This window comes from Exiguobacterium sp. s149 (genome assembly GCF_018618395.1).
Lineage (GTDB): Bacteria > Bacillota > Bacilli > Exiguobacteriales > Exiguobacteriaceae > Exiguobacterium > Exiguobacterium chiriqhucha.
In genome coordinates this window covers 172604-198087 of sequence record NZ_JACSLZ010000004.1, presented here as the reverse complement: position 1 = coordinate 198087, position 25484 = coordinate 172604, and the positions used below count along the sequence as shown (strand labels likewise).

24 protein-coding genes are annotated in these 25484 nt (G+C 51.7%); 16 read left to right on the top strand and 8 right to left on the bottom strand.

Going from position 1 to position 25484, the window contains the following annotated elements; translation table 11 throughout:
- The first annotated feature begins 15 nt into the window (after positions 1 to 15).
- Positions 16 to 1473, top strand: a complete 1458-nt coding sequence (locus KNP81_RS07630; protein WP_214719505.1) for a phospholipase D family protein — start codon at positions 16 to 18, stop codon at positions 1471 to 1473.
- Positions 1474 to 1584: 111 nt separating this feature from the next.
- Here KNP81_RS07630 and KNP81_RS07625 read toward each other — a convergent pair whose 3' ends face one another.
- On the bottom strand, positions 1585 to 3210 hold the full coding sequence (locus KNP81_RS07625; RefSeq protein WP_214719573.1) for an alpha/beta hydrolase: 1626 nt from the start codon (positions 3208 to 3210) through the stop codon (positions 1585 to 1587).
- A 1-nt stretch (position 3211) separates the two neighbouring features.
- The gene (gene def, locus KNP81_RS07620; protein WP_021066993.1) at positions 3212 to 3751 is read right to left on the bottom strand and encodes a peptide deformylase; all 540 of its coding nucleotides are present in this window, start codon (positions 3749 to 3751) and stop codon (positions 3212 to 3214) included.
- Between the two features lie 330 nt (positions 3752 to 4081).
- Between def and pdhA the strand changes: the two genes are divergently transcribed.
- The 4 genes from pdhA to lpdA all read left to right on the top strand — a co-directional run bounded on the left by pdhA (position 4082) and on the right by lpdA (position 8934).
- A complete protein-coding gene (gene pdhA / locus KNP81_RS07615) occupies positions 4082 to 5167 on the top strand; it encodes a pyruvate dehydrogenase (acetyl-transferring) E1 component subunit alpha (protein WP_021066994.1) in 1086 nt (361 codons plus the stop codon).
- A gap of 3 nt (positions 5168 to 5170) precedes the next feature.
- The gene (locus KNP81_RS07610) at positions 5171 to 6148 is read left to right on the top strand and encodes an alpha-ketoacid dehydrogenase subunit beta (protein WP_021066995.1); all 978 of its coding nucleotides are present in this window, start codon (positions 5171 to 5173) and stop codon (positions 6146 to 6148) included.
- A gap of 76 nt (positions 6149 to 6224) precedes the next feature.
- The gene (locus tag KNP81_RS07605) at positions 6225 to 7517 is read left to right on the top strand and encodes a dihydrolipoamide acetyltransferase family protein (protein ID WP_214719504.1); all 1293 of its coding nucleotides are present in this window, start codon (positions 6225 to 6227) and stop codon (positions 7515 to 7517) included.
- A gap of 4 nt (positions 7518 to 7521) precedes the next feature.
- Positions 7522 to 8934, top strand: coding sequence for a dihydrolipoyl dehydrogenase (lpdA, locus tag KNP81_RS07600; protein ID WP_214719503.1), 1413 nt, complete (start codon positions 7522 to 7524; stop codon positions 8932 to 8934).
- A gap of 17 nt (positions 8935 to 8951) precedes the next feature.
- Here the strand turns inward: lpdA and aac(6') are convergent, their stop codons facing one another.
- Complete coding sequence (gene aac(6') / locus KNP81_RS07595; RefSeq protein WP_214719502.1) at positions 8952 to 9395, bottom strand: aminoglycoside 6'-N-acetyltransferase; 444 nt, start codon at positions 9393 to 9395, stop codon at positions 8952 to 8954.
- Between the two features lie 74 nt (positions 9396 to 9469).
- Here aac(6') and KNP81_RS07590 point away from each other — a divergent pair, with 74 nt between their 5' ends.
- Positions 9470 to 9793 (top strand): DUF3055 domain-containing protein, encoded by a 324-nt coding sequence (locus KNP81_RS07590; protein ID WP_380082006.1) that lies wholly within the window; start codon positions 9470 to 9472, stop codon positions 9791 to 9793.
- Positions 9794 to 9901: 108 nt separating this feature from the next.
- Here KNP81_RS07590 and KNP81_RS07585 read toward each other — a convergent pair whose 3' ends face one another.
- Entirely contained in the window at positions 9902 to 11383 is a 1482-nt protein-coding gene (locus KNP81_RS07585) for an aminotransferase class I/II-fold pyridoxal phosphate-dependent enzyme (protein ID WP_029595757.1), read from the bottom strand.
- 171 nt (positions 11384 to 11554) lie between these two features.
- On the opposite strand from KNP81_RS07585, the gene KNP81_RS07580 reads away from it, so the two are divergent.
- The 3 genes from KNP81_RS07580 (at position 11555) to KNP81_RS07570 (ending at position 13589) form a co-directional block, all read left to right on the top strand.
- Positions 11555 to 11821 carry a UPF0223 family protein gene (locus tag KNP81_RS07580; RefSeq protein WP_021067001.1) on the top strand — a complete coding sequence of 89 codons (267 nt, stop codon included), beginning with the start codon at positions 11555 to 11557 and terminating at the stop codon, positions 11819 to 11821.
- 246 nt (positions 11822 to 12067) lie between these two features.
- Positions 12068 to 12256, top strand: a complete 189-nt coding sequence (locus KNP81_RS07575; protein WP_015881266.1) for a hypothetical protein — start codon at positions 12068 to 12070, stop codon at positions 12254 to 12256.
- Positions 12257 to 12335: 79 nt separating this feature from the next.
- A complete protein-coding gene (locus tag KNP81_RS07570; protein ID WP_214719500.1) occupies positions 12336 to 13589 on the top strand; it encodes an inositol monophosphatase family protein in 1254 nt (417 codons plus the stop codon).
- A gap of 61 nt (positions 13590 to 13650) precedes the next feature.
- Here the strand turns inward: KNP81_RS07570 and KNP81_RS07565 are convergent, their stop codons facing one another.
- Positions 13651 to 13827: a hypothetical protein gene (locus KNP81_RS07565; RefSeq protein WP_021067003.1), complete on the bottom strand. Its 177-nt coding sequence runs from the start codon at positions 13825 to 13827 to the stop codon at positions 13651 to 13653.
- A gap of 163 nt (positions 13828 to 13990) precedes the next feature.
- Between KNP81_RS07565 and typA the strand changes: the two genes are divergently transcribed.
- Positions 13991 to 15835 (top strand): translational GTPase TypA, encoded by a 1845-nt coding sequence (typA, locus tag KNP81_RS07560; RefSeq protein ID WP_138859667.1) that lies wholly within the window; start codon positions 13991 to 13993, stop codon positions 15833 to 15835.
- Between the two features lie 86 nt (positions 15836 to 15921).
- The gene (locus KNP81_RS07555; protein WP_235045181.1) at positions 15922 to 16266 is read left to right on the top strand and encodes a YlaH-like family protein; all 345 of its coding nucleotides are present in this window, start codon (positions 15922 to 15924) and stop codon (positions 16264 to 16266) included.
- A 41-nt stretch (positions 16267 to 16307) separates the two neighbouring features.
- Here the strand turns inward: KNP81_RS07555 and KNP81_RS07550 are convergent, their stop codons facing one another.
- Positions 16308 to 16508, bottom strand: coding sequence for a YlaI family protein (locus tag KNP81_RS07550; RefSeq protein ID WP_128122984.1), 201 nt, complete (start codon positions 16506 to 16508; stop codon positions 16308 to 16310).
- A gap of 112 nt (positions 16509 to 16620) precedes the next feature.
- Here KNP81_RS07550 and KNP81_RS07545 point away from each other — a divergent pair, with 112 nt between their 5' ends.
- Complete coding sequence (locus tag KNP81_RS07545; protein ID WP_214719499.1) at positions 16621 to 17070, top strand: PNPOx family protein; 450 nt, start codon at positions 16621 to 16623, stop codon at positions 17068 to 17070.
- Between the two features lie 32 nt (positions 17071 to 17102).
- Positions 17103 to 18419 carry a PhoH family protein gene (locus KNP81_RS07540; protein WP_021067008.1) on the top strand — a complete coding sequence of 439 codons (1317 nt, stop codon included), beginning with the start codon at positions 17103 to 17105 and terminating at the stop codon, positions 18417 to 18419.
- Between the two features lie 28 nt (positions 18420 to 18447).
- Here the strand turns inward: KNP81_RS07540 and KNP81_RS07535 are convergent, their stop codons facing one another.
- Positions 18448 to 19659 (bottom strand): multidrug efflux MFS transporter, encoded by a 1212-nt coding sequence (locus KNP81_RS07535; RefSeq protein WP_051627736.1) that lies wholly within the window; start codon positions 19657 to 19659, stop codon positions 18448 to 18450.
- 92 nt (positions 19660 to 19751) lie between these two features.
- Positions 19752 to 20219: a hypothetical protein gene (locus KNP81_RS07530; protein WP_214719498.1), complete on the bottom strand. Its 468-nt coding sequence runs from the start codon at positions 20217 to 20219 to the stop codon at positions 19752 to 19754.
- Positions 20220 to 20392: 173 nt separating this feature from the next.
- Here KNP81_RS07530 and KNP81_RS07525 point away from each other — a divergent pair, with 173 nt between their 5' ends.
- The 3 genes from KNP81_RS07525 to KNP81_RS07515 all read left to right on the top strand — a co-directional run bounded on the left by KNP81_RS07525 (position 20393) and on the right by KNP81_RS07515 (position 25462).
- Positions 20393 to 20671: an Fpa/YlaN family protein gene (locus tag KNP81_RS07525; protein ID WP_021067011.1), complete on the top strand. Its 279-nt coding sequence runs from the start codon at positions 20393 to 20395 to the stop codon at positions 20669 to 20671.
- 86 nt (positions 20672 to 20757) lie between these two features.
- The gene (locus tag KNP81_RS07520) at positions 20758 to 21993 is read left to right on the top strand and encodes an FtsW/RodA/SpoVE family cell cycle protein (RefSeq protein ID WP_214719497.1); all 1236 of its coding nucleotides are present in this window, start codon (positions 20758 to 20760) and stop codon (positions 21991 to 21993) included.
- Positions 21994 to 22024: 31 nt separating this feature from the next.
- A complete protein-coding gene (locus tag KNP81_RS07515; protein WP_214719496.1) occupies positions 22025 to 25462 on the top strand; it encodes a pyruvate carboxylase in 3438 nt (1145 codons plus the stop codon).
- Positions 25463 to 25484: the final 22 nt, after the last annotated feature.

Here is a 25484-nt window from a genome sequence, read left to right as displayed (position 1 = left end):
AGGAGATGGTGCTAGATGGAACGCAAGAAACGGAAGAAAGGATGGCTGAAATGGGGCCTGGCCGTATTCGCCTTACTCTTCCTCATCACGATGGTATACCATCAAGTCAAACCGTTGCCGGACGGCGTGTCGCGTGCGTCGGAACCGGTCGCGATTTCGGATGACCAAATCGATTTTTTATTTGATTTGACGTATCAAGGGGAAGACACGGAAGTGAACGAGCAAGAGATCTTTCAAGACGTCGAGCGGTCAATCCGCGAGGCGCGGGAATATATCGTCATGGACTTTTTCTTATTCAACCCATATTCGAATGAAGACCGGCAATATCCGGACATCACGGCCAGTCTGTCATCGGCTTTGCTCGAACAGATGGAAGCCTATCCGGACATGAACGTCGTCTTAATCACGGATGAAATCAATACGACCTATAACGGACACGCGTCCGATCATCTCGACGTCTTGAAGGAAGCGGGCGCGGAGATCGTCTACACGAACCTCGATGCGCTCCGCGACCCGAACATCTTATACTCGACGCTCTATCGCATCGGGTTCCAATGGTTCGGGGACAGTCAGAACGGCTGGTTGCCGAACCCGATGGTCAAAACGGCCCCGGACATCACAATCCGGTCGTATTTACGCCTGTTGAACGTGAAAGCGAACCACCGCAAAGTGATGGTGACCGAAAATGACGGTTTCGTCTTATCGGCCAACCCGCATGATGCGAGCGGTTATCATTCGAACGTCGGGGTGCGGCTCGATGGTCCGATTTTAGCGGACATTCTCGAAGGGGAAGAAGCGATCGCGACGTTCTCGAAAGGGGATGCCGAACGTTTCCCGAGCGAAGAGAAGCTCGCGAATCTGCGCGACGAGCCGTCGGAGGGCCCGATGCAAATCCGCTACGTCACAGAATCCAAGATTCAGGACGCGGTCATCAATGCGATGGAAGAAGCGGAATCAGGCGAGACGATTTGGATCGGCATGTTTTATTTGGCCGACCGCAACATCATTCAAGCCATTCATGAGGCCGCCGAGCGCGGCGTGTTCGTCAAACTGATTCTTGACCCGAACACGAACGCGTTCGGGCGCGACAAGTCGGGGTTGCCGAACTTGCCAGTCGCCGCGGAGTTGAACACAGTGAACCCGGAACAAATCGAGATTAGGTGGTATGATGTCAGTGAAGAGCAGTATCATCCGAAGATGCTGTACGTGGAAGGGGACCGTCGCGTCGTCGTCATAGGGTCAGGAAACTATACGACCCGCAACATGAACGATTACAACTTGGAAGCTGATGTCGAAGTCGTCACGACCGAGGAGACAGAGTTCATCCGCGAGATCGATGGATACTTCAAGCGTCTCTGGAACAACGAGCAAGGAACGTATACGCTCGCCTATGATGAGATTCAGACCGATTTGCCAATCGGAAAGTATGTGATTTATTGGCTTCAGAAACTTACTTGGACAATGACTTACTGACACAAGCCCACCTTCGATTGAAGTTGGGCTTTGTTGGTTGCTGAGCGGACGAGACATCAAAAGCATGATGACGAACAAAACCCGCCTTCACACGTGAAAGCGGGTTTTGCATCAATTCGTTTCGACGGGATTGAACTCGTTCGTAAACTCATAAAGGAATCTGCCCGTGTCGCGGAGGACGTCTGTCTTCCGGTGGAGCGAGAAATGATCGTATGGGACGGTTTCCGTCTCGATGTTGTTCGTATATTCTTCTAGCAAGAGCGAACTCGCTGGCTCAATCAAGTTGAACTCGCCGCCGCGTCCCGAGAAGGAGAACACTTGGACGGAGCGTGGCCACGTCTCAAGTTTTTCTTGGAACGCCTGCAACCCGTCAGAACTCGGGGACAAATCCCGGATGGCAGGACTGCCGGTATTGATCCCGAAATTACTGGCGGACAGACCGAAGTTGGCAAGTCGTGTTCCGGCGAACGGACTATCATACGTCACGAACTTATCGACGATGTATTCGTCTTGATTCAAGATATAGTTCGCTGCCGCCACACCGCCCATGCTGTGACCGATCAAATACATCCGGTCGAACGAACGGTTTCGTTCCTGTTTATAGCGTTCGATGGCAAGGTTTAACCACTTGGTCTGATTGTTGAGCGATGCCTCGGCATCCTCATATTCAATCCGGACAATCGGTCGGTTCGAACTATAGTCGTTGATGACGCAATCGACCGCGCCTTTCACCGTCACGGTACAGAGGGCTCCATCTTTCGCCAGCCCGCGCTGTTCCATATACTGCGAGAAGCGGAGGAATGTGCGGTCGGTCCCGAGCAAGCCGTGAACGGCGAACGTCGGGATGAACTCGTCCGTCTGCGCCGCCTGGCGAATCGCCTCAGATTTCCGTTCCGTCGTCAACTCGTCTCGAATCGTCACGATCATCAACGCGAGCGTCAAGACGAGGATGAAGCCGCCGAAGATGCGAGAACGAATCGACGTCTTGTCTGGATTACCGACGTTTTGACGATATTTTCGCCAAACAAAGAAAGCGACTAGGCCAAGGACGACGATGATGACGCCTGTGATAATCCACGCCTTGACGTTCGGCACGTGGGCGACGAGTGTCATATTATTTTGACGGCCACCGTACACTTGCCACTCGACATGTTTCATCGACCGTACATCGAGTCCGGTGCCGTCTTCGACGAACACCCCGGTCGGCACGGTCAGATTGAACCGGATATCGGCTTGTCGAACATAGCGTTCGGCCAGTTGTTTCGGGGAGCCGCTTAAATTCAGACCTGGCAAATCGACGCGTTCGAGCCGCAGGTCGAGGTTCGTGTTCATGACGTATGAATCAAACCAAATCCCATCCTCTTTTTCGACATCAAACTTCATATCAGGTGGGACGAGGATACCGGCCGGACCGGTCTTCCACTCCTCTTTAATGTTTTGGAGATCATCGACGTTGTCGAACGTCTTCTTGAGCACCATGCCTTCATAGTCGTCTTGACTCGAGTAGTCACGTGTCGCATACCCGTTCTCATTCGCCTGTTGTTTCCATGTATCCCAATCGAGCCGCAAATTGAGCAGCTTCATGACCGGATGGTCGCGGAAAGCATACGTCGTCTCTAACGTGACCGATTGGTCGTAGTGGACGGTCGCATCATATTCGATTCGGACACATCCCCCGATTAAAAGAAACAGAAATGGGAATACTAACAACAGTGCCTTTTTCTTCAAGCTCGTCACCTCAAATCGGCTCACCGTAGGTCTCTAACGGGTTGGTCGTGTTGATGCGGTCGTAAAAGAGCACCCCATCTAAATGGTCGAGCTCATGTTGACAGACGATGGCGCGCATACCGCGGAGCCGCAATTTAATCGGGGCGCCGTCACGGTCGAACCCTTCAATCGTGATGCGTCGGTATCGGGGCACGTTGCCTTTGACGACACGGTCGACAGATAGACAGCCTTCACCGCCATTCAAGTACGTCTGTTCGACCGAGTGGCTCGTAATCTTCGGATTGAAGATCGATAGTTTGAACGTCTCTTCTTCTTCATGGAGCAGGACCGTGAAAAAGCGGCGATTGACGCCGAGTTGTGGTGCGGCGATGCCGACACCGCCCCGAAGTTCATACTTCGCGCTCATCTCTGGATCTTGGCTGTTGACGAGGAACGTCTCCATCTCGTCGAGTAGCGCGAGGTCTTCTGCCGTCGGTGGGACCGGCACTTCGATTGAGCGGGCGCGGAGCCGCTCGTCTCCTTCACGAATCACATCTTTCATCGTTAACATGCAAAACTTCCTTTCTCATTGCGATATGACCAATTATATCATATTTATTAGTCATTTCGCTTAGATGGTACAGAAGGTGAAATGAAAATGATACAGAGGCGAAATAAGGGAAAAGATGTGTTGATGTAAGCGTTTTTATAGAGTGAGCATATTTTTTGCGTTATTATAACAACCCGTTTTATACTGACTAGGAAACGGCAGGATAAGTGTAACTTTCCTGAATCACGTTAATACAGATTGCTTTTTTGGACAGATACACTTAAGATTTGAGGTAGTGTTTGATCACAAAAAAGACAATTGTCTCATAGTTGAAAGGATGAGGTGAAACGAATGAACAACGTTCAGGTACTTCAAAACGTGGAAGAAAACTTCCAAACGTTCCGTATTCTCGACGAGAAGGGCGAGGTCGTCAACCAAGACGCAATGCCAGATGTAACGGACGAGCAACTTCAGGAGCTTATGCGCCGCATGGTCTACACACGAATCTGGGACCAACGTGCCATCTCGCTCAACCGTCAAGGACGCCTAGGTTTCTACGCGCCAGTGGCTGGTCAAGAAGCAACGATGATCGGGACGCAATATGCGCTCGACAAACAAGACTGGATTCTTCCAGGCTACCGTGATATCCCGCAACTCGTATTCCACGGACTTCCGCTTTATCAAGCGTTCTTGTTCTCACGTGGTCACGTCGCAGGTAACCGTATTCCTGAAGACGTTAACGTCTTGATGCCGCAAATCATCATCGGGGCACAAATCATTCAAACTGCGGGTGTGGCAATGGGCCTCAAACGCAACGGCAACACAAACGTCGCCATTACTTACACGGGTGACGGTGGTTCATCACAAGGTGACTTCTACGAAGGATTGAACTTCGCAGGTGCATTCAAATCACCAGCCATCTTCGTCGTTCAAAACAACCGCTTTGCCATCTCGACACCTGTTGAGAAGCAAACTGCAGCTAAAACGATCGCGCAAAAAGCTGTCGCAGCGGGAATCAACGGAATTCAAGTTGACGGAATGGACGTTCTTGCTGTCCTCGCCGCAACACAACAAGCGCGTAAAGACGCACTTGACGGAACTCCGACGCTTATCGAAGCACTCACATACCGTTACGGACCACATACGCTCGCAGGGGATGACCCAACGCGTTACCGTACAAAAGAACTCGACACAGAGTACCAAGAGAAAGATCCACTCGTTCGTTTCCGCCTCTTCCTCGAAGGCAAGAAGCTTTGGAGCGAAGACATGGAGAACGAAGTCATCGAACAAGCGAAAGCAGACGTGAAAGAAGCGATCAGCCTCGCTGACAAAGAACCAAAACAAAAAGTTTCGGACTTCATCAACAACATGTTCGAAACACTTCCTTCAAACTTGAAAGAGCAGCTTGAAGAATATACAGCAAAGGAGTCGAAGTAAGTTATGGCTCAAATGACAATGATCCAAGCGATTACTGATGCGATGCGCGTTGAAATGAAGCGCGACGAGAAAGTACTTCTTTTCGGAGAAGACGTTGGTAAAAACGGTGGGGTTTTCCGTGCAACGGAAGGTCTCCAAGACGAGCTCGGCGAAGACCGTGTCTTCGACACGCCGCTTGCTGAGTCTGGTATCGGTGGTCTTGCCATCGGTCTCGGTCTTACAGGCTTCCGTCCGATCATGGAAGTTCAATTCTTCGGATTCGTATTCGAAGTGTTCGACTCGATCGCAGCTCAAATGGCGCGTATGCGTTACCGTTCAGGCGGGGCTTACAGCCAGCCAATCACAATCCGTTCACCATTCGGTGGCGGTGTTAAAACACCAGAACTTCACGCGGATAGCCTTGAAGGCTTGATGGCTCAGACACCTGGTCTTAAAGTCGTCATCCCGTCAACGCCATACGATGCAAAAGGTCTTTTGATCTCAGCAATCCGTGACAACGACCCAGTCGTGTTCCTCGAGCACATGAAGCTTTACCGTTCATTCCGTGGCGAAGTTCCAGAAGGCGAATACACGATCGAGCTTGGAAAAGCAGACGTGAAACGCGAAGGAACTGACGTTTCGATCATCACTTACGGTGCAATGGTCCACACGTCACTCAAAGCGGCAGAAGAGCTCGAAAAAGAAAACATCAACGTCGAAGTCATCGACCTTATGACAGTGAGCCCACTTGATATCGATACAATCGTCGAGTCTGTTAAAAAGACTGGCCGTGCGATCGTCGTTCAAGAAGCACAACGTCAAGCAGGTATTGCGGCTAACGTCGTAACTGAAATTCAAGAACGCGCAATTCTTCACCTCGAGGCACCAGTGCTTCGTGTAACTGCACCAGACACAGTCTTCGCTTTCGCACAAGGTGAAGACGCATGGTTACCTGACCATAAAGATGTCGTTGCAAAAGTTAAGGAAGTTATCAACTTCTGATCGTGTTCATTTAACGATGAGGGAGAATTGTCTCCCTCATTGTGTTTACATGATTAATTGATGGGAGGAAAAACCAGTGGCAGTATTTGAATTTAAATTACCAGACATCGGTGAAGGAATTCACGAAGGTGAAATCGTCAAGTGGTTCGTAAAAGCAGGGGATACAGTAAAAGAAGATGACATTCTTCTTGAAGTACAAAACGACAAAGCCGTCGTTGAGATTCCAGCTCCAGTTGATGGAACAGTTAAAGAAGTCAAAGTCTCTGAAGGTACAGTTGCGGTCGTCGGCGACGTCCTCATCACGTTCGATATCGAAGGTGACGCACCAGCCGGTGAAGAAGAAGCAGCTCCTGAACAGCCTAAAGCTGAAGAGAAGACTGAAGATGTGAAAGAAGACGTGAAAGAAGACGGCCCGCGTGAAGTTCAACTTCACAAATCGGAGCGCGTCATCGCAATGCCTTCAATCCGCAAATACGCTCGTGAAAAAGGCGTCGACATCCGTGAAGTCCAAGGTTCTGGCGACAACGGCCGCGTCTTGAAAGAAGACATCGATGCATTCGCAAACGGAGAAGCACCAACAGCAGAAGCTACAACAGAGAAAACAGAATCTGTAGCTCCAGCAGCGGCTGCGAAAACGGAAATCAAACCTTACGAGTCAGCAACCCCTGAACTCGAAACGCGTGAGAAAATCCGTGGTATCCGTAAAGCAATCTCGAAAGCAATGGTTAACTCGAAGCACACAGCTCCACACGTTACACTCATGGACGAAGTCGACGTTACGAAACTCGTCGCACTCCGTAAAGAGTTCAAACAAGTGGCTGCTGACCAAGGCGTGAAACTCACGTACTTGCCGTTCGTCGTTAAAGCATTGACTGCTGCAGCGAAAGCTTACCCAGCGATCAACGCGTCAATCGACGATGTCAACGAAGAAATCGTCTACAAAAACTACTTCAACATCGGTATCGCTGCTGATACGGACAACGGTCTCGTTGTTCCTGTCGTCAAAGAAGCGGACCGTAAATCAATCTATGCACTCGCTACAAACATCAATGAGCTTGCCGGTAAAGCACGTGAAGGCAAACTTGCTGGGGACGACATGAAAGGCGGATCGATCACAATCACGAACATCGGTTCAGCTGGTGGACAATGGTTCACACCTGTCATCAACCACCCAGAAGTTGCAATTCTCGGTATCGGTCGCATCGCTGAAAAAGCTGTCGTTAAAGACGGTGAAATCGTCGCGGCTCCAGTCCTCGCGCTTTCATTCAGCTTTGACCACCGCCTCATCGACGGTGCAACAGCTCAAAACGCACTCAACATGGTGAAACGCTTGCTTCAAGATCCAGCACTTCTAATGATGGAGGGATAAGAACATGGTAGTAGGAGAATTCGCACAAGAAACTGATTTGCTTGTCATCGGCGCCGGTCCTGGTGGATACGTCGCAGCCATCCGTGGCGCACAACTCGGCCTTAAAGTCACGATCGTCGAAAAAGGAAACTTTGGTGGCGTCTGCTTGAACGTCGGTTGTATCCCATCGAAAGCATTGATCACTGCTGGTCACAACTTCCAGCACGCTAAAGGTCACTCTTCAATGGGAATAACGTCTGACAACGTGTCAGTCGACTTCACAAAAGTCCAAGACTGGAAACAGTCGGTCGTCAACAAATTGACTGGCGGCGTCAAAGGCCTTTTGAAAGGTAACAAGATTGAAATCGTTCAAGGTGAAGCTTTCTTCGCATCTGAAGACACAGTACGTGTCATCACAGAAGATAGCTCGACTCCTTACAAGTTCAAAAAAGCGATCATCGCGACTGGTTCAACACCTATCGAGATTCCATCGTTCAAATGGTCAAAACGCGTCCTTTCTTCAACTGGCGCATTGGCTCTTCCTGAAGTACCGAAGAAACTCGTCGTCATCGGCGGCGGCTACATCGGTATGGAGCTCGGCACAGCGTACGCGAACTTCGATACAGAAGTCGTCGTCGTTGAAGGCGCAAGCGACATCTTGTCTGGCTTCGAGCCGCAAATGACGCAAATCGTCAAAAAGAAACTCAAACAAAAAGGCAACGTCACGATTCACACGAACGCTCTTGCAAAAGGCGTCGAGGAAACAGAAGACGGCGTAACAGTTAAGTTTGAAGTGAACGGCGAAGAGCAGTCTGTTGAAGCGGACTACGTCCTCGTCACAGTCGGCCGTCGTCCAAACACTGGCGACATCGGTCTCGAAAATGCGGAAGTCAAAGTCAGCGACCGCGGCATCATCGAAATCGACGACCAGTGCAAAACGTCGAACGAAAATATCTACGCAATCGGCGACATCGTACCTGGACCACCGCTCGCGCACAAAGCTTCTTACGAAGCGAAAGTCGCAGCGGAGGCAGCTGCCGGTAAGCCAGCGTACCTCGACTACTCAGCAATCCCAGCGGTTGTCTTCACTGACCCTGAACTTGCAACAGTCGGTTACACAGAGCCACTCGCAAAAGAAGAAGGACTTGAGATCACTGTATCGAAATTCCCATTCGCAGCGAACGGCCGTGCCCTCGCTCTTGACGAGCCAGACGGCTTCATGAAGCTCATCACGCGTAAAGAGGACGGTCTCTTGATCGGTGCTCAGATCGCGGGAACTGGCGCTTCAGATATGATTGCCGAGCTTGGTCTCGCTATCGAAGCAGGCATGACTGCAGAAGATATCGCGCTTACAATCCACGCTCACCCATCACTCGGTGAGATGGCAATGGAAGCGGCAGAAATCGCAATGGGTATGCCAATCCACGTCGTTAAATAAGTCAAAAGCTCTCTCGCTTACTCGCGAGAGAGCTTTTTCACGTAATGGACGGTCCGTTCGACTTCTCGGAAGCCGATGCGTTCATGGAACCGTTGGCTGCCGTCGTTCTCGACTTCCGTATCGGAGGCGAGCTCGTCGCATCCTTTCGACCGGGCGTAGGCGGAGGCGGCTTCGACGAGCAGTGTCGCCACGTCTTGCTGTCGCACGGATGCAACGACGTAAATTCCTTCTAAAAAGGCGGACGGGGAAGAGGTCGTTCCGGGGACGTAGTCATGACGGAAGCTAAGCTGGCAAAAGCCGACCGCCTCATCCGTCTCCGCGATAAAATAGTGCATCTTGCCGGAGCGGATGCCGAGGCGGACCTCCAACGTCAATTCGTCTTCGGGCGCATCGGGCCATAGCTGCCGCATGAGCCGAACCAAGTCGATACCATCGCGCTCATTAGCTTTTCGTATGTTCATTGGGACCCTCCTTAGGTTTCATACGTTCAGTATAAAGGAAAATAAGGAATGAAGTGAGAAAGGAGGGAACGATGATGGCGTTCGATGAAAAATTGTTATATACCGTCTCTGAGACGAGCCGTGTCCGCTTCACGGGAATCGAGACCGAGACGTCACGTTATGATTTCGGCTTTGTGTATACGCATCAATTCATGGGAAAAGTGCTCGTCGTCTGTATGCAGACCGGGCAGTCTGCCCTTCTTGACATCCATGCGCTCGAAGAACCGAGACAACTGTATCCGATGCTCGGGATCGCGTTGCGTGATACAGATTACGTCGCCGAGTTTTTACGACTCTGTCTGGACGAAAGTGGGCAAGAACAAGAACAATCGCCAAATTCTACCCTTGAAAAAATGTAAGCGTTTTCTTATAATGGTAGGTAGGGGAAGCAATTCGATCATCATAAGCTACCTTTTCTTTTGATGACACAAAGCGAGCCGGTCCATATGGACCGGCTCGCTTTCGTCTTAACGGATGGCTTTTGTCTGTTGGATGACTTTAATCATTTGAAGCGATTCATCTTCAAGTCCTTGGACGGGAAGACCGGCCTCGATGTTCGCCATGATATAGTCGAGCGTCGAAGTCGTGATGAGTTCTCCCGGGATGATGATCGGGATTCCTGGTGGATACACCATGATGAACTCGGCCGAGATGCGTCCGACGGCGTTCTCGAGCGGAATCGTCTCCGTCTCCTCGTAGAACGCGTCACGCGGGCTGAGTGCAAGCGGTGGAATCTCAGGGAGCATGATCGATAGTGAATCGTTTCCTGACTGATCGTAAACCGATACGACGTCACGCATGCCGTCAATCAACGCTTGAATAGTCGATTCGTCGTCGGCGCTCGTCACGATGAACAGTACGTTCAACAAATCTGACATCTCGACTTCGATGCGATGCGTCTCACGCAAATACTTCTCGACTTCAAAGCCGGTGATCCCGAGCTCACGGACAGAGACGAGGATTTTCGTCTCGTCGAGCGCGTACGTCGACTCTGAATGGAGTTCGGCGTGACCATATACCGATAAGTGCGGCATATTGTCGATGGCCGTACGAGCCGTACGTGCGAGCGTGAGGGCACGTTCGTTCATCGCTTCTCCTTTCGTCGCCAATTGACGACGGGCCGCGTCGAGCGACGCGAGGAGGAGGTAAGACGTCGACGTCGTCGTAATCATCGACAACATTGCGTGAATCCGTTCCGGGGAGACGAGACCGCGACGGACGTTCAAAATCGAACTTCCCGTCATCGAGCCGCCGAGCTTGTGTACGCTCGTGGCCGCGACGTCCGCTCCGGCTTGCATCGCCGAGAGCGGGAGCTCGTCGTGGAACGGCAAGTGGACACCGTGTGCCTCATCAACGAGGACCGGTACGTCTTGCGCATGGGCGACGGCGACGATACGCTCTAAGTCACCGGCGATGCCGAAGTAGGTCGGGTTGATGACGAGGACGGCTTTCGTGTCCGGGTGCATCTCGAGGGCGCGTTCGACGGCGCTTGCTGTGATCCCGTGGGCAATCCCGTACGTCTCATCATATTCCGGATGGATGAAGACCGGGTGGGCCCCGGTCAAGATGAGGGCGGACATGACGGATTTATGCACGTTCCGGGGAACGATGATTTTCTCGTTCGGACCGACGACGCCCATGATCATCGCCATGATGGCACTCGACGTCCCTTGGACCGAGAAGAACGTCTCGTCGGCACGGAACGCCTCGGCAGCGAGGCGCTCGGCCTCGGCAATCGACGCTTTCGGATGATGGAGATCATCGAGCGGGGCGATGTTGATCAAATCGATTTTCAAGGCGTTTTCGCCGATGAAGTCACGGAATTGAGGGTCCATCCCTTTTCCGCCTTTATGGCCAGGGATATGGAACGCGATCGGGTTCGTATCCACGTGCGTGAGCAACGTGTCAAAGAGCGGTGTCTCGAGCTGTGTAGCACCTTTAAGTTTCAATAGTAAGTCCTCCTTGATAACAGTGTGTATATGGGTTGTCGGTTTGGTTTCAAGCTTTGGGCAATCTGAACATTTCGATTCAAAAACAATGCAACAAAAAAACTATAGTGATTTCTATCCCAACTTGCAATAGTTTTTTTTGTTGATACAATGGTTGTCGAGGTGAAGAATATGCAAATCAACTATCCGATCAATCCGGACTGGACGACAGATGAACTGATTGAAGTCGTCGAGTTCTATAACCAAGTCGCCTTGGCCAATGAAGGCGGTGTCGACCGGGAATCGTTTTTGGACGCGTATCGGTCGTTCAAACAAATCGTGACGTCGAAGTCAGAAGAGAAACAGCTGAGTGCCGTTCACGATGAGCAGACCGGATACTCTACCTATCGTACGGTCCAAGCGGCCCTAAAATCAAATGCAAAGATTATAAAGTTGTAACTGCTGGAAAGCATGGGAGGACGTAACCGTTTTCTCATGCTTTTTTTGTTATTTCTCTTATAAATAGGGTACATATCATTAACAGTTCAATCAGGTTTAGGCTCAGTTGAAATGGGAATATACTCACTAAGATAAAAAATTCAAAATAGTCAGACAATTATCTTTCTTTTTTGAATCTCATCTGATATACTCAATTCAACTCACTAAACCGTAACTTGTAGCCCAACTAAAGGAGTGTGGCATCTCATGAAACAAGTGATCGAGGCATTCAAAAGAAAAGACGCAGAAAAACGGATTCCGGTGCTGCGCTTAGAGATTGATTATGAATTGGCAACGCTCTTCGATGCAATGGCGTCACAAGATGATGCCACTGTCCAGGCTAGCAAGCATCGGTTAGAGAAATATCGCCAAGAACTATTGCGTCTCGAAGCCTGACCCACAACCACCCATTCAACCAGTATTCCATGCGGATACTGGTTTTTGTTTGGTACAATACATAATAGAGGTGATAAACATGTTGGAATGGTTCGCGATTGACTTGATTAAACAGGCAGGGGAGTATATCCGCTTACAGATTGACGAGAGCTATCGAATCGAACGCAAGACGGGGAAAGGTGATTTGGTCACGGAAATCGATCGGGCCGTCGAACAGTTGATTGTCGACCGGATTCGTGAGTCGTATCCCGAGCATCATATTATCGGGGAAGAGGGCATCTCGACGGAACCGGATGATTTGTCGGGCACGGTCTGGTTCGTCGACCCGATTGACGGCACATTAAACTTCATCCATCAAAAGCGAATGTTCGCCATTTCGATTGCCATCATGGTCGATGGGGTTATCGAGTACGGTTTCGTCTATGATGTGATGGCGGACGAGCTGTTCGTCGCACGCCGTGGAGTCGGGACGACATTGAACGGCCGAAAACTCCCGATCATCAAAGAGCACCATGTCCGGGATGCTTTCCTCAGTATGAACGCGACATGGGTGACGCCGAACCAGCAAATCGCACCAGAAGTTCTCGCGCCAATTGTGCGCGATTCGGTCGGCACGCGGGCGCATGGGGCCGCCTCACTCGAACTCGCCTGGCTCGCAGCGGGACGAGTCGACGGGTATATTACGATGCGCAATATGCCGTGGGACTATGCTGCCGGTAAACTGCTCGTCGAAGAAGTCGGGGGACGGCTCGTCTCGATTTATGGGGAGCCAGTCCGCTATGACGGGAAGACGTCCGTTCTTGCGGGGAGCGAGACGTTCGTCAAAGACGTCGTGAAGCATTACGTCATCGCAAAGGGCGCAACACCTGAAGTGAAGCCAGACTTGCAAATTGGAATCAACGGGTCTTACGACCGCGTCCGTGACTTGCTCGTCCTGGCCAACCCGAATGAGGCGATGGTCCGCGATCAATACAAAGCAGGGACGACATATGAAGCCACGCTCGGCGGGGAACGTGTCGGAGCGTACATGCTCGTCAGACGCAATGAGACGTTAATCGAGCTCGTCAATATTGCCGTCAAACCGGAACGGCAGAACCAGACGATCGGGCAGCGTCTGCTACAAGACGCGATTCGTCGGGCCGAGAGCAGCGGGGCGAAGCAAATGCTCGTCTGTACAGGCAACTCGAGCATCGTCCAGTTGCGCTTCTATCAACAAGCCGGTTTCCGCTTTGAATCGATCGAGCGCGACTACTTCCCGGACCACGGGTATCCGCCAATCGAAGAGGACGGGCTCGCCCTGCGTGACCGCATCTGTCTGACGCGCGACCTATAAGCGTGGGTGCAAAAAGGACAAAATCATAGAGAAGGCCCGGGCGTTTTGCCCGGGCCTTGTGTTATGGACGTCGGTTCGAGAGGACCCGGCGGCGCAAGTTGATTCCAAAAAATGTGGCGATACCGCTCAAGGCGAGACTGCCGATGATGATGGCGGCACTTCCTTCAGCGACACCGATGCCGATACCGACGAAGCCGGCGACGACCGCGGTCGCGATTAAAACGAACATGAGTTGCATGGAGATTCCCCCTTCTTTCGCTGGTCTTCTTCATTGTAGTCAAAAATGATGCGTTTGAAAACGTTAACAGTTGATAACACTCGACAAAGGTGGTGGGACGTGTGCTATACTCTTAAAGTTGAATAAAAGATGAAACTTTTTTAAATAAGAGAGGACTAACTACATGAATGTAAGAACTAACCTTCGGAACGTAGCCATCATCGCCCACGTTGACCACGGTAAAACAACGCTCGTCGATGAATTATTGAAACAGTCTGGTACATTCCGGACAAACGAAATGGTCGCAGAACGCGCCATGGACTCGAACGACATCGAACGTGAACGCGGAATCACGATTCTCGCGAAAAACACGGCAATCGATTATAAAGATACACGCATCAACATCGTTGATACACCAGGTCACGCCGATTTCGGTGGTGAAGTAGAGCGGATCATGCGCATGGTTGACGGCGTTATCCTCGTTGTCGATGCACGTGAAGGCTGTATGCCGCAAACGCGTTTCGTATTGAAGAAAGCACTCGACCAAGGTCTCCGTCCAATCGTTGTCGTTAACAAAATTGACAAGCCGATGGTACGCCCACTCGACGTCGTCGACGAAGTTGTCGACTTGTTGATCGACCTTGGAGCAGATGAAGATCAACTTGAATTCCCTGTCGTCTATACGTCTGCTGTCAGCGGTTCAAGTTCGTTCGATCCTGATCCAGAGAAGCAAGAAGATACAATCACGTACGTGCTCGACACGATTCTTGAGAACACACCGGCACCGATCGATAACTCGGATGAGCCGCTTCAGTTCCAAGTCACGATGCTCGACTATGACAACTACCTTGGCCGGATCGGTGTCGGTCGCGTCTTCCGTGGGAAAATCAAAGTTGGCGAGTCAGTCTCACTTTGCAAAACAGACGGATCAATCAAACAATTGCGCGTCACTAAATTGTTCGGTTACTTCGGCCTCAAACGTGTTGAAATCGAAGAAGCCAAAGCTGGTGACTTGATCGCCATCGCCGGGATGGAAGATATCAACGTTGGTGAGACGGTCACGCCAGTCGGTAAAGAAGAGCCACTTCCGCTCCTCCGTATCGATGAGCCAACACTTCAAATGCGTTTCATGACGAACAACTCTCCATTCGCAGGGCGCGAAGGCGATTTCGTGACGGCACGTAAAATCGAAGAGCGTTTGATGAAACAACTTGAGACGGACGTTTCACTCCGTGTCGAGAACACAGATTCTCCTGACCAATGGGTCGTATCAGGACGTGGTGAGCTTCACCTCGGGATCTTGATCGAGAACATGCGTCGTGAGGGCTACGAACTTCAAGTTTCGAAACCACAAGTTATCATCCGTGAAGACGAAGATGGTACGAAGATCGAACCGTTTGAGCGCGTTATCGTTGACGTCCCAGAAGAGTACACGGGTTCAGTCATGGAATCAATCGGTCTCCGTAAAGGTGAACTTGCCAACATGAACACGAACGACAACGGTCAAACACGTATGGAATTCATCGTTCCTTCACGTGGCCTCATCGGATATCGTAACGAGTTCTTGTCAGCGACACGCGGATACGGAATCTTGAACCACACGTTCGAAGAGTACCGTCCGTTCATCTCTGCTGACATCGGCGGCCGCCGCAGCGGTGTCATGGTTTGTATCGAACCTGGTAAGTCGACGGCTTACTCGATCGGTGCCCTTGAAGACCGTGGAACGATCTTCATCGAGCCAGGTGTAGAAGTATACGAGGGAATGATCATCGGTGAATGTAACCGCGACGTCGACCTCGCGATCAACGCTGTCAAAGGCAAACAGTTGACGAACATGCGTGCTTCAGCAAAAGACTCGACACAAGTCTTGAAACGTCCACGCGTCTTCTCACTCGAAGAATCGCTCACGTTCTTGAACGATGACGAGTACTGTGAAATCACGCCGGAGTCGATCCGTCTCCGTAAAAAAGTCTTGAACAAGAACGAGCGCGAGAAAGCTGACAAGCGTCGTAAACTTGGTAAAGAATAAGTCGGAAAAAAGGGAGCGCCTAGGCGTTCCCTTTTGTTTTGGATAGTGTAGAATGGTTGTGTAGGAAATAAAGGGGGATTATCAGCTTGAAAGCTTCTCAAACGATGGACATCACACAAATCGATGTGCCGTGGATTGCCTCGCTACTTGGCGTCGGCAGTGACGCGAACGACTTCTCGGTCGGGTTCAACGCGTTAATCATCACGGTCATCTTATTGACAATCCTTGTGTTTAAATTAGGTTTTGCGAAACAATTGACGTGGTGGAAGTCACTCGTCGTCTATATGTTGCTCGCACTCGGTGCAGGCACGATGGCGCTCGTCTTCTTCACATGGCCGATTCCAGAAGTTCTCCTTGTCATGGCTGTCGTCTTGGCAATCTACCGGGGTCGCCTCTGGTGGAACCGTCGACAAGGCATCGAATCACATTAAAAAATGGACGTAACGCCCTCGGGCGATACGTCCATTTTTGATTACCATCTCCGTTTTTGCCGGAACGATGGATATAGGTGGAATTGGCCGGTCGCGACACGTTCCGCGGTTCGCGCGGTGATGCGTTCTTGACACGTCTGGCACATATACGTTTTAGCAGGTTTATTACGAAGTCGTTTCGCTTCGAACGACCACGAATCAATCGTATCGATTTTGTCACAAAGAGAGCACTTTACGCGCATGGTCTCACCTTCCTCTTCGTTGATTATAGCATGATTTCAGGAGAGAAAAGCAGGGAAAGAGGATTGTAAGGGCGAATCCATTTCGTATACCCGTTCGGGAGGAGGGGAGTCTATGGCGAGTAAAGCTGCGTTCGAACTTTCGAGGGCGCAACAAGACGTATTGAACGAGATGCCGTTGACGTTTTTAGTCACGTTTGATGAGCCGAAACGGTGGCCGATCACCCATGCGATCAGCTGGGTGCAAGCGCCGAACGAGAGGACGATTCGCTTGGCGTTGACGAAGAATTCGCATGTGATCACGTTGCTCTCGCAGGAAAAGACAGCGAGTCTCATCTTTCTTGAAGGAGGACTTGCCTACAGCATCGCCCTGTCACACGTACACGAGTTCGAGCCGAGCGTGAAGCCGGCGTTACACCTTCGCTTTTTTGAAGGGAAAGTCGAGGAGGTCCGTAATATATCCTTTTATGGGGCGACGTATGGACAACCGGACATCGTCAAGACGTACGATGTCGAAGCAGCAGAAAAGTTGGACCGTGAAGTCAAGGAGAGTTTGAATTCTTGATCACCAACAATTTTCGAGGGGCGGCAAAGTCTATGAAAAAAACGTATGTGCTCGATACGAACGTACTCTTACACGACCCACTATCCCTGTTCCAATTCGATGAGCACGATGTCGTCATCCCCGCCATCGTTTTAGAAGAGCTTGACGGTAAAAAACGCAATATGGATGAAGTCGGCCGCAACGCCCGAGAGACGGCGCGCGTGCTCGATCAATTGCGGACGACCGGTAAACTGCACGACGGGGTCCCGCTCGAGAACGGCGGACGATTGTTCGTCGAGATCGGTCACGAGCATACTGTCGATTTCCCGTTCGACGTCATGACGAACGACAATCGTATACTGACCGTGGCACTTGGACTGATGAAACAATACGAGCACGACCGGACCCGTAAAGTCGTGGTCGTCTCGAAAGATATACTCGTCCGTGTCAAAGCGGACGCCATCGGCATTGAAGCCGAGGATTACTTGACCGATCATATCGTCGATACGACGAATTTATACGCCGGCTATCGTGAAATCGAAGTCGATCAAGCCATCATCGATGAATTTTATAAAGTCAGACAGCTTCCGCTAGAAGCCGTTTCAAAAAATCAGCTATATCCGAACTCATTCGTCGTCTTAAAGAGTAACGTCTCGAAAGCGAGCGCACTCGCGGTCGTCGATGGGTTGCAACCGATCCTTCGTCCGCTCTCGCTAGACGTCGAACACGTGTGGGGTATCCATCCCCGTAACGTCCAGCAACGGATGGCGCTCGACTTGTTGTTGCGGGACGATATTCCGTTCGTGACACTGCTCGGGAAGGCCGGGACCGGGAAGACGTTGCTCGCGCTCGCGGCAGGCCTGTCGCTCGTCGAGGACGAACGTCGCTTCAACAAGCTCGTCGTGGCCCGGCCGGTCGTCCCGATGGGGAACGACATCGGTTATTTGCCCGGTGAGATGGAAGAGAAGCTCCGGCCATGGATGCAGCCGATTTATGATAACTTGGAGTTCTTGTTCAACGCCAACTCGAAAGACGAACTCGGGAACATCTTGGCCGGCATCAAATCGATTCAGCTCGAGGCGCTCACGTATATCCGTGGTCGCAGCATGCCGGATCAGTTCATTATCATCGACGAGGCCCAAAACTTGACGAAACATGAGATTAAGACGATTCTGACCCGGGTCGGCGAGAACTCGAAAATCGTCCTCGTCGGGGACCCGTATCAAATCGACCATCCGTATTTGGACGAGTATTCGAACGGTCTCACGTACGCTGTCGAACGCTTCAAAGGTCAAAACGTATTCGGACACGTCCAACTCATCAAAGGGGAGCGCTCGTCGCTCGCGCGGTTGGCCGCCGATTTACTATAACGAAAAACGCCGAGCGGCCGCTCGGCGTTTATTTCGTATTCGGATGGAGTGCCACTTGCACGTTCGATTTTTCTAGGAAAGCGTTCATCAGCATAATCAGACCGGTTACGATAAACAGTGCCGAGAATCCGAAGTGGGCGACGACTTGCGAACCGAACAACGGTCCGAGCAAGTTGCCCATGAACTGGGCCGATTGGTTATAAGAGAAGATGCGGCCGGTCGCCCGACTCGGCGTATGTTGGCGGAGCAACGACTGTACCGACGGCATGAGCGCCGCCGTGGCGAAGCCGAGACCGAATCGCATGATGACGAGTTGTGTCGTCGACGTTACGAACGCCTGCGGAATCAAGAAGGCACTATAGACGATGAGCGCCCAGAACAGGATGCGTTCGGCCCCGTAGCGGTCGGAGAGCCGACCGAGACGTTGTGCGGAAATGAGGGCGGCCACACCCGGTGCCGAAGCGACAATCCCTGCGATAAAAGCGAGCGACGTCGTATACGGGTTCAATTCCCGGACATACAGCGTCAACAGTGGGCCAATCGATTGGGCCGAGAACGTGATTAAGAACGTCGTCAGAAACAGACTAAATATGAGTTGCGGGTTACGGAGCGAGGCGATCATCGATCGCGTCGAATCAAGCCGCTCGCGCGCCACCGGCACAAAGTCCTCTTTGACGAACACGAGTGTGATGAGGAACGTGATGAATAAGGCACTGCCGGTCAAGAGAAAAACGGGTCGAAGCCCAATCAAGTCTGCGAGGAGTCCTCCAATCAAAGGACCGAGGAGTCCGCCGGTGATGCCACCGGTCGACAGTGTGCCGAGCGCCCAGCCACTTTTCTCTTTAGGCGTTTGTGAAGCGACGAGGGTGATCCCCGCCGAGATGAATCCGGATACGGCACCCATTAAGAGCCGTAAGCCGACGAGCTGATACACATCTTGGACGAAACTGATGAGCGTCATGACGACGGCCATGCCGAGACTAGCGCGGATGAGCATCAGTTTGCGGCCTTTTTGGTCGGCGAGCCGTCCCCACAGCGGGGAGACGATGGCAGCCACGAGGAAAGTGGCGCCGAATGCGACCGCGGACCACGTAACGACTTGGTCGGAATCGGTGACCCCGAGTTCTTCGATGAACAAGGGGAGGAACGGTAGGACTAGACTCATCGAGGCCGCCGTCAAAAAGCTACCGATCCAGACGATGATTAAGTTTTTCTTCCATAAAGGGTACGTAAGCGTCACGACCTTTCGAGATTGAAGTTTTTCGATACCCTATATGTTACACTTTATGAAGTAAAAAGTCTAAAAAAAGAGAAGGCGCTGTGCCTTCTCTATCATGCCTCTGTTCTCACGGCGATGTGATGGACACCGCGCCATACTTGTTGATTGTGCAAGACGTACACCGGACCGTCCGTGAGTACTTTTCCGTCTCGAGAGAACTGTAAGTAAACACTTCTGGCCTCGTCGATTGGCAACGTGAGCACCGTCTCCCCATAAAAACTGACGTGCGTCGCCGTGGCGATCGGTTCGGCATTTTGAAGGAATGGCGCGAACGGCATCGCGAACGAGTCGCGCAGCGCCGCATCCTTATCAGCCCGAGACATCGGTTTGTTATGGTCGACGCGTGACCCTTGCGTCAAGCCGTCATCCCATGCCTTCCCCATCTTGGCATAGTATGCGTCGTTATCACTTTCTACCGCGCGGTCGAGGTCCTCGACGTTTCGCTTGCGGTCATCAAAAATCCAAACGGTCGGGTCGATCGTCAGCGCGTGACGAACCGCTCCGTCTAGTGGAAAAATCATGGATACGCCCCCCTTTATTCACAATACACTGTACATTATACAGCTCTTTCTCAGAAAAAGGGAAACTGCGAGAAACTCGCGGCGAATCCAGACTGTTCATTGAATTATGATGAAATATAATGTACAGTTGAGTTATGACAAACAGTCTGTCATTGTACGGAGGAGGGGTCGTAGTGGCGACAAATTTGGCTGCAGTCCAACGGGAGCAAGCGCTTCAACTATTAGAGGCAGACGCAGAAAAAATCCGTTGTTTGATTGAAGTGCAGTTAGAAAACCTAAAAATGCCGAAGTGCCCGCTTTATGAAGAGGTGCTTGATACACATATGTTCGGTCTATCACGCCAAATTGATTTTGCGGTCCGTCTTGGACTCATTTCAGACATTGAAGGTAAAGGACTGCTCGATTCATTGGAACAAAAGCTGTCCGCCCTCGCGGAAGCTTCAGATTTATGAACCTTATACTCAAACTGTGCAAGCGGCGCTGTTTGAGTATTTTTTTATAATGGGTCAGTGATTGTTGTACATAAGGAAGTGAAAACATGAAAACTCGGTTTCGGTATTTTGATTTCTCGTTGTTCATTGCAGTGCTCATGCTCGTCGGAATCAGTTCGATCATGATTTATAGTGCGAGCGTGTGGAATCGCGGCGATTACGCGAACAGCGGTTTGTTCTATCGCCAACTCGTCTACGCAGGAATCGGGATTGTCGTCTACTTCATTGCGACGATGTTCCGCTATGAGAACTTTAGAAAACCTAATATTTTGTACGGCCTCTATTTCATATCGGTCGTACTGTTGTTCATCACGTGGGCGATGCCACCACTCAACGGGGCGCGCGCCTGGCTCATCATCGGCAGCTTTACGATTCAACCGGTCGAGATCGCCAAATTCGTGTTGATTCTACTGCTCGCCAACTATTATCACCAGTTGTGGAATGGGGAGCTGAAAGGGTTGCCTGGTCGACTAGGGCGAGCCGCTGTCACTAAAAAAGGAATCCGGGCTCAGTTTGGTGCCTTCTTCATGATACCGGTCATCTACTTCTTTTTCCCATACGCCATCGCCATCAACGGACAGCCGGATATGGGGGGCTTGTTCGTCCTCGGGGCCATCATGTTCCTCATGTGGCTTGCCGTCGGGGCGCCGCTTCGGATCATCGTGCCTGCTGTGCTCGCCGGGGTTGGACTTGTCTATCTGATGTTCACGACAATATTCTCGGAGAACCAGCGCAGCCGGATCGAAGTCGTTTTCAATCCATTCATGGACCCTGAAGGCTACGGGCACCAATTGCTCATGTCAATCATCTCGATCGTCCATGGGGGCTTGACCGGCGTCGGTCTCGGGAACAGTTATCAGAAGTATGGGTACTTGCCGGAACCGGAGACGGACTATATCATGTCCATCATCGCTGAAGAGCTCGGCTTTATCGGGGTCGTCGTCGTCCTCGCCTTGCTGTTCTTCATCGCTTTCCGGGCCGTCAATATCGCCAACCATAGCGATAGTCATTTCGCGATGTTCGTCTCGTTCGGCATCGCCGCTCAAATCATGGTCCAAACCGGAATCAATATCGGTGCCATGTCCGGTTGGTTCCCGGGTACAGGTGTCACGCTCCCGCTCGTCAGTTACGGTGGGACGTCACTCATCATGACGATGGGGATTCTCGGTGTGCTCAGTAGCATCTCGATGCGAAATCGGCACCGGGAAGCGACGAAACGGGCAGAAATTCGGGAGAAATCCGCAGAAAACGTTCAAAGTTCATCATTGCATGTTGTAAGGTAAAAAGGATTGAACTACTTAAATGGGGGGATGTATGTTGAAATCAATTAGCAAATTACTCGTAGCCAACCGTGGTGAAATCGCCATTCGCGTGTTCCGTGCCGCCACTGAATTAGGGATGCGCACGGTCGCCGTCTATTCTCAAGAAGACAGCGGCTCGTTACACCGCTTTAAAGCGGATGAAGCTTACTTGATTGGTCTCGATAAAAAACCGATTGACGCTTATCTCGATATCGAGGACGTGATCCGCATCGCGAAACAGTCGGGGGCTGACGCGATTCATCCAGGTTACGGATTCTTGTCTGAGAATATCGAACTCGCACGTCGTTGCCGTGAAGAAGGCATCATCTTCGTCGGTCCGAACGAATCGCACCTTCATGCGTTCGGGGATAAAGTTCGGGCCCGTCAAAGTGCGATCGCAGCCGGACTCCCGGTCATTCCAGGTTCGAACGGACCACTCACGTCTTATGAGGACGCTTTAGACTTTGCGAACGAGCACGGCTTCCCGCTCATGGTCAAAGCCGCGATGGGCGGAGGCGGCCGCGGGATGCGTGTCATCCGTACGGAAGCCGAGATGAAAGATTTGATTGAACGTGCCAAGTCAGAAGCGAAGCAAGCGTTCGGTTCAGACGAAGTGTACATAGAAAAACTAGTGGAACGCCCGAAACACATCGAGGTCCAAATCCTCGGGGATGACCACGGGAACATCATTCACTTGTTCGAACGCGACTGCTCGGTCCAGCGCCGTCACCAAAAAGTCGTCGAAGTCGCACCTTGTGTGACGTTATCGGATGCGTCGCGTCAAGCCATCTGTGACGCAGCCGTGAAACTGATGCGCCACGTCGGCTACATCAATGCCGGTACGGTCGAATTCCTCGTCACGGAAGACGAGTCGTTCTACTTCATCGAAGTCAACCCACGTATTCAAGTCGAGCATACGATCACCGAGATGGTGACTGGCTTCGATATCGTCCAGACGCAACTCATGATCGCACAAGGTGAGTCGCTCCACGGCGACGTCATCCACATGCCGAAACAAGAAGATATCAAATTGCTCGGTTACGCGATCCAATCGCGTGTCACGTCGGAAGACCCGGCCAACAACTTCATGCCGGATACCGGTAAAATCATGGCCTACCGTTCTCCGGGCGGCTTCGGCGTCCGACTTGACGGTGGGAACGCCTACGTCGGTGCTGAGATTTCACCATATTACGATTCGCTCCTCGTGAAGCTGTCGACACATGGCATGACGTTCGAACAGGCCGCTTCGAAGATGGTCCGTAACTTGAACGAGTTCCGGATTCGTGGCATCAAGACGAACATCCCGTTCTTAATCAATGTGATGAAGCATCAGAACTTCATCAGCGGCGACTATAACACGTCGTTCATCGATGAGACGCCGGAACTGTTCGTCTTCCCGAAACGGAAAGACCGCGGGACGAAATTGCTCAACTATATCGGCGATGTCACGGTGAACGGATTCCCGGGCGTCGGTTTGAAAGACAAGCCGATCAGCCGCTCGGTCCGGATTCCGCAAGAGCTGCCGGCTGAAGCCAAACCGGGCACGAAACAGATTTTGACGGAACTTGGTCCGGATGGCCTCGCCAACTGGATTAAGCGCCAGCCCGAACTGTTATTGACGGATACGACGATGCGCGACGCGCACCAGTCTCTGCTCGCGACACGGATGCGGACGCAAGACATCATCAATATCGCCGAACCGACGAGCAAGCTCATGCCGGAGCTGTTCTCGGTCGAGGCATGGGGCGGGGCCACGTTCGACGTCGCCTATCGTTTCCTCTCAGAAGACCCTTGGGTACGTCTCATGCGTCTCCGTGAGAAGATGCCGAACGTGTTGATTCAAATGTTGCTCCGCGGTGCCAACGCCGTCGGGTATAAGAACTATGCCGACAACGTCATCGAGAAGTTCGTGCACGAGGCGGCCTATGCCGGCGTCGATGTGTTCCGGATCTTTGACAGCTTGAACAATCTTGAGTCGATTCAACTCGCGATTGACGCGACGTTACCGACCGGCAAAGTCGCCGAGGCAGCGGTTTGTTATACAGGTGACTTGTATGACGGTAGCCGTCCGAAATACCACTTGCCGTATTACGTCGACTTGGCGAAGAAACTTGAAGCGAGCGGGGCTCACATCCTTGCCATCAAGGACATGGCCGGCCTGCTCAAACCGGAATCGGCGTACGCGCTCGTCTCGGCATTGAAAGATGCCGTTGACTTGCCGATCCACTTGCATACGCACGACGCGTCGGGTAACGGGATCTTCACTTACGCCCGGGCGACAGATGCGGGCGTCGATATCGTCGACGTGGCTGCGAGCTCGATGTCGGGGATGACGTCACAGCCTTCAGGCGGCAGCTTGATTTATGCGCTTGACCATCACGCGCGTCAACCGAAAATCGATGCGAAGCATTACGAGGTCATCAGCGATTACTGGCAAGACGTGCGTCATAACTACGAGCCGTTCGAGAGCGACATGCGCGCTTCGAACCCGTCGGTATATGAGCACGAGATGCCGGGCGGACAGTACTCGAACTTGCAGCAACAAGCGAAAGCGGTCGGATTGGGTGACCGTTGGAGCGAAGTGAAGTCGATGTATGCCCGTGTCAACATGTTGTTCGGGGATATCGTCAAAGTGACACCGTCGTCGAAAGTCGTCGGCGACATGGCGCTATTCATGGTCCAGCATAACTTGAGCGAACAAGATGTGATTGACCGCGGTCACCAACTCGACTTCCCGGATTCGGTCGTCGAGATGATGCGCGGCGAACTCGGGACGCCTCCAGGAGGGTTCCCGACCGATGTCCAGCAAGCAATTCTTAAAGGTGAGAAGCCGCTTGACGTACGTCCAGGTAAGTTGATTGAGCCGTATGATTTTGAAGCGGCCCAGTTGAAACTGTTCGAGAAACTTGATCGTCCGGTGACGGACTTCGAATTGCTCTCGAACGCATTGTATCCGAAAGTGTTTGAAGACTATGTCACGCATTCGACGACATACGGGGATGTATCGGTTCTTGACACGTTGACGTTCTTCTACGGATTGAACGTCGGGGAGACGATTCAAGTTGAAATCGAGACCGGGAAGACACTCATCATCAAACTCGTTCAAATCAGTGCGGCGAACGAGGACGGCATCCGTCTCGTCTCATACGAGATGAACGGCGTCCCTCGTGAAATCGAGATTAAAGACGTGAACGTGAAGTCGGCGACGACGAGCCGTCCGAAAGTAGACCGGGCGAACCCGAAACAAGTCGGCGCTTCGATGCCAGGTTCAGTGTTGAAAGTGCTCGTCGAACCGGGTAGCCGTGTCCACCGCGGGGAACAGCTCCTCGTCACGGAAGCGATGAAGATGGAGACGACGGTCCAAGCCGCGCAAGACGGAGAAGTCAAAGCGGTCCATATTAAAGAAGGCGACACAATCCAAAGTGACGACTTATTGATTGAGTTTGTATAATGAAAAGAAGCATAGCCGCGCT

Bases quoted from the DNA above. Each gene is read 5' to 3' on its own strand.
- KNP81_RS07570 (WP_214719500.1), top strand. From the start codon at position 12,336: ATGTTGGAATGGTTCGCGATTGACTTGATTAAACAGGCAGGGGAGTAT.
- KNP81_RS07530 (WP_214719498.1), bottom strand. From the start codon at position 20,219: ATGATTTTTCCACTAGACGGAGCGGTTCGTCACGCGCTGACGATCGAC.
- typA (WP_138859667.1), top strand. From the start codon at position 13,991: ATGAATGTAAGAACTAACCTTCGGAACGTAGCCATCATCGCCCACGTT.
- KNP81_RS07610 (WP_021066995.1), top strand. From the start codon at position 5,171: ATGGCTCAAATGACAATGATCCAAGCGATTACTGATGCGATGCGCGTT.
- KNP81_RS07545 (WP_214719499.1), top strand. From the start codon at position 16,621: ATGGCGAGTAAAGCTGCGTTCGAACTTTCGAGGGCGCAACAAGACGTA.
- def (WP_021066993.1), bottom strand. From the start codon at position 3,751: ATGTTAACGATGAAAGATGTGATTCGTGAAGGAGACGAGCGGCTCCGC.
- KNP81_RS07515 (WP_214719496.1), top strand. From the start codon at position 22,025: ATGTTGAAATCAATTAGCAAATTACTCGTAGCCAACCGTGGTGAAATC.
- KNP81_RS07550 (WP_128122984.1), bottom strand. From the start codon at position 16,508: ATGCGCGTAAAGTGCTCTCTTTGTGACAAAATCGATACGATTGATTCG.
- lpdA (WP_214719503.1), top strand. From the start codon at position 7,522: ATGGTAGTAGGAGAATTCGCACAAGAAACTGATTTGCTTGTCATCGGC.
- KNP81_RS07520 (WP_214719497.1), top strand. From the start codon at position 20,758: ATGAAAACTCGGTTTCGGTATTTTGATTTCTCGTTGTTCATTGCAGTG.
- KNP81_RS07575 (WP_015881266.1), top strand. From the start codon at position 12,068: ATGAAACAAGTGATCGAGGCATTCAAAAGAAAAGACGCAGAAAAACGG.
- KNP81_RS07565 (WP_021067003.1), bottom strand. From the start codon at position 13,827: ATGCAACTCATGTTCGTTTTAATCGCGACCGCGGTCGTCGCCGGCTTC.
- KNP81_RS07540 (WP_021067008.1), top strand. From the start codon at position 17,103: ATGAAAAAAACGTATGTGCTCGATACGAACGTACTCTTACACGACCCA.
- KNP81_RS07630 (WP_214719505.1), top strand. From the start codon at position 16: ATGGAACGCAAGAAACGGAAGAAAGGATGGCTGAAATGGGGCCTGGCC.
- KNP81_RS07580 (WP_021067001.1), top strand. From the start codon at position 11,555: ATGCAAATCAACTATCCGATCAATCCGGACTGGACGACAGATGAACTG.
- KNP81_RS07590 (WP_380082006.1), top strand. From the start codon at position 9,470: ATGGCGTTCGATGAAAAATTGTTATATACCGTCTCTGAGACGAGCCGT.
- pdhA (WP_021066994.1), top strand. From the start codon at position 4,082: ATGAACAACGTTCAGGTACTTCAAAACGTGGAAGAAAACTTCCAAACG.